Origin of the sequence: Streptomyces sp. NPDC002130, from assembly GCF_040296465.1 — a bacterium.
Taxonomy (GTDB): Bacteria; Actinomycetota; Actinomycetes; order Streptomycetales; family Streptomycetaceae; genus Streptomyces.
The window spans coordinates 1-3417 of the sequence record NZ_JBEOXI010000465.1 but is presented as its reverse complement, the minus strand read 5'-3'; the positions used below and the strand labels follow the sequence as shown (position 1 = coordinate 3417).

Sequence of the window (3417 nt, the reverse complement as noted above, 5' to 3'; positions counted from 1 at the left end):
GACCGGTTCACTGCAGCGACGCACTCGCTGCACGAGCTCGATTCCACCACTCGCCCGACAGATGTCGTCTTCGAGATCTCGACAGAGCGGGGGATGTACTACGGGCAGTCTTCACGGATGAACAACTCACATCATTTGCTTCCGAGAGGAATCCAATTGGACGTGGTGGGTGCACATTTCGCGCCGTACGAGCGACCTGGACAACAACCTGGCGAGCGCCTGATCGTGCAACTGACCGATCACAGACCCGAAGGAGAACAACGATGAGCAAAGACCAGACGGCGCGCCGTCGCCGGCCGGACCTGACATTTCATCCTGACATTCTCGGGATCCCGGCACAGTTCCGAGTCGTCGACACCCGCCGAGCGGAAGAAGCTGGCCCCGACAAAGCCGGTGACGCAGTCCGCGATATCGGCGCGCAAGAGAACTGAAGGACGCACACAAAAGAAAAGTCGGAGGCCACCACATGGTGTGCCCCCGACTCACCCGGTGCATTCTCAGTGCCGCCGACACTACCTCACGCGATCGACCAACTCGGCCAGTCCTGTCATTCGCCGGTGCCGAATCGGGGCAGCCTCTTGAAACTTGTGCACCCGAGCGCCGGCTGAATTTCCCGGGCTGACGGCGAAATGAAAGGAGCCTGAGCTGCAGGTTCTGTACGGAGGTGCGTGCACGGCGTCATCCAGTCCAGGTCCGGAGTTAGCGTGCGGCGATGCCGGACGCACCGCATCGGCTCGCCAGGAAAGGGAGACCATGACCACGCCGATCGAACCCCCCGATACAACTGTCGTCACGCTCGCCGCACGAGCCAGGGAAGCTGCCGCCGCAGCACGAAACGCGGCCGAAAAGGAAAAGCAGGACAGCTCCGAAACTCAAGGTGACGAAGACAGCGGTCGACTGATCGTGATGCTCGACGAATACCCCGCGTTTGTTCCTTCTGCGGATCCGAGCGAGGTGGCCGTGAATTTCGCCCGCAGAGTCAGTCTTTCATCCGTCGCACCTAACGCCGCCGAATTGATGTGGCCATCAGCAGAGACGAAAGAATGATGATGAGGCGCAAGGTCGCCACGTGTGTTGCCGCTGCGGGGCTTCTTATGACCGTGGTCTCGGGGTGCGCAGCGGTTGCTCAGGGAGGCCCCTGGACGGGAATGGAGACGAGTGCACCTGCTGCACCTCTCGTGGTCGCAGAAGTGGCCGGCGAGTCGACACCTCGCCTCGACGAATTGCTCGGATCGGTGACTGTCGTCGACAAGTTGCCGAATATCCCTGGTTACGAAAGGGGTTGCGGCACAGGCGAAAGGTGCGTTTTCGGAACCGCATGGACCGACAAGTACGACGGTCCTCTGGCCAGAAATGGTTGTGACACACGCAATGACGTCCTGAAACTTCAACTTGTAGATGTCGCATTCAAACCCGGAACGCGCGACTGCAAAGTCATCGCCGGCACGCTTCACGACCCGTACACCGGAACCGATATCGCGTTCTCCACGTCCAATCCTTCGGCTATTCAGATCGACCATGTCGTGGCACTTTCGAGAGCCTGGGATGCGGGGGCAGCGAATTGGACTCCGCAGCAAAGGGTGAACTTCGCCAACGACACGGACGTCAACTTGCTTGCCTCCCAAGGCAAAGCAAACCAATCGAAGTCAGATCAAGGCCTCGACACCTGGCTTCCCCCCAACGCTGCATTCCACTGTGACTACGCCATCAAATATCTCACCGTGGCCGCGAAATATCACCTGATGATCACTTCCGCCGATGCCGGCGCGGCGCGCACCGCCTGCGCACAGAAATGAGGAGAAGTAGATGAGTTCTACCGATGGTGATGATCACATCCGCTTGTCGAACGAAATCCTTGAAAGCAGACGACGAACCCGCCTCAGTCGGGCAATCGCGACGATAGGTTTCGCCGCAGGCGCCGCACTCACGGGAGGCGTGGTGACCGGCGCCTGGCTCTACTTTCTCGGCTTCTTCGCGTTGATCACAGTCGGCGTGGCCGTCGGCAACGGCATCAGTGGAGCCGTCGACCGGGGAGATCCGACTCGGCTCCTTCATCCCGGTTCTGGTCAGTGCGGTAGCACTGGGAATCATCATCTACCTCGTGTTCTCCGGCCGTTTGTCCGAGATCCTGACCTTCACCACCGGTCCTATCGCCTGAACCCAAGGCGCAACGGGTGTCCTGCATTCGACTTTTACGGACTCTCGATGTTGTTCGGCTTCAATCTCGAAATCTCCGTCACGAAACGATCCCAACCTCTCGGAAAAAAGGAATTCAGCCATGACGAGCATCGACAGCACAGACACACAGGGCGCCGCGGATTCGAACCAAGAAACCTGGCTGCACCTCGAATCCGCCCTGCGGGATATTCCGGCGCCGGGCCGCTTCAAATCCCTTACCTGCAGTGAGCACGCCGCGCTCGCCGAGCGCGTGTCCATCCTTGCGTTGCAACCCGACCCGTTTGACGCCCGTGGATTTGCGTACCCCGAAGGCATCCGCGGCACCCTCCAACGCGCCGCACAGATCCACGCCGCACTCGCCGCCCTTCCACCTGATGTCCTACCCACTACGTCCTCTGAGGCGCAGTCGTGAGCAATGAATCGAGTGTTGGCGACCGAATCGCACCCTGCTCATCACTCTCGGTCGCTGCAACCGCGCTCGAAATGGGGCACCGCGTGCAATTCGCGGAGTCCCGGCGATGGTGGAGGGTGCGAGCAACATCCGGCGATGGCAGGTTCGCGATCCTTACCAGCCCCTTCAACCTCCGCAGGGTCCCGTACTACACGATCCTCGACACCGAGCGCGGCGTACGCGGCCCGGACGACAGAATCTTCTGCAGCGGTTACGAAGACGACAGCGACATCGCAGATCGGATGCGCGAGCTGATCGCCGGAGACATCCAAGTGAGCCGCCGGCGGTCGGTAGAGAGCCACATCGTCGCGGTCCTCCCGCCCACCGATCGGCATACCCCCCGGGACCGATTCCGCCCCCTGACACGTACGAACGGTCCTCGAAACGCGACATGACACGACAGGAGAATCCCGCTCATGACTCAGACATACCGCGCCGCACAAGTTTTCCCCGACCCGGCCGAACGGCGACTCCGAGCAATGCTCGCGGCCCTCGACGATGCCCTCGCCGGGATAGCTGATGCACGCGAAGAACTCCGAGGGCTCTACACCGGCCCGAGAACGTACCCAGAAGCGCTGGAACTGTTCCTCGCCGCCGAAGCCGACAATCAGGACATCACCACCCACCTCGCCGCCGCAGCCCGCGATATCCGTGCCACGCTCGCGATCCTTCACAGCACCACAACCACGGCCGCCGGAGGCCGGGCAGGTGCTGTGAGGACTTCAGAACCGAAGGGCCGCCCCGGCCCAGAGGTTGGATCACACCAAGTCCGGATACGGTGGCCCGGC

Annotated in this window: 8 protein-coding genes; all 8 read left to right on the top strand. The window is 61.3% G+C overall.

Translation table 11 applies throughout. The features are described 5' to 3' along the window. Window positions 1–267: hypothetical protein (locus tag ABT116_RS41105; RefSeq protein ID WP_351645298.1), on the top strand; the 267-nt coding region annotated here is incomplete at its 5' end. After that, window positions 264–431 (top strand): hypothetical protein, encoded by a 168-nt coding sequence (locus tag ABT116_RS41100; protein WP_157770399.1) that lies wholly within the window; start codon window positions 264–266, stop codon window positions 429–431. The genes ABT116_RS41105 and ABT116_RS41100, both read left to right, overlap by 4 nt. A 322-nt stretch (window positions 432–753) precedes the next feature. After that, entirely contained in the window at window positions 754–1047 is a 294-nt protein-coding gene (locus ABT116_RS41095; RefSeq protein WP_003941812.1) for a hypothetical protein, read from the top strand. A gap of 131 nt (window positions 1048–1178) precedes the next feature. After that, window positions 1179–1796 (top strand): HNH endonuclease family protein, encoded by a 618-nt coding sequence (locus ABT116_RS41090; protein WP_351645293.1) that lies wholly within the window; start codon window positions 1179–1181, stop codon window positions 1794–1796. Window positions 1797–2014: 218 nt separating this feature from the next. After that, window positions 2015–2158 (top strand): hypothetical protein, encoded by a 144-nt coding sequence (locus ABT116_RS41085; RefSeq protein ID WP_003941815.1) that lies wholly within the window; start codon window positions 2015–2017, stop codon window positions 2156–2158. 120 nt (window positions 2159–2278) lie between these two features. Continuing rightward, entirely contained in the window at window positions 2279–2590 is a 312-nt protein-coding gene (locus ABT116_RS41080) for a hypothetical protein (protein WP_003941809.1), read from the top strand. Beyond that, on the top strand, window positions 2587–3024 hold the full coding sequence (locus tag ABT116_RS41075; RefSeq protein ID WP_011331668.1) for a hypothetical protein: 438 nt from the start codon (window positions 2587–2589) through the stop codon (window positions 3022–3024). Before ABT116_RS41080 ends, ABT116_RS41075 begins: the two co-directional genes overlap by 4 nt. A 21-nt stretch (window positions 3025–3045) precedes the next feature. Next, window positions 3046–3417, top strand: a 372-nt coding sequence (locus ABT116_RS41070) for a hypothetical protein (protein ID WP_351645289.1), incomplete at its 3' end; no start/stop codon positions are given.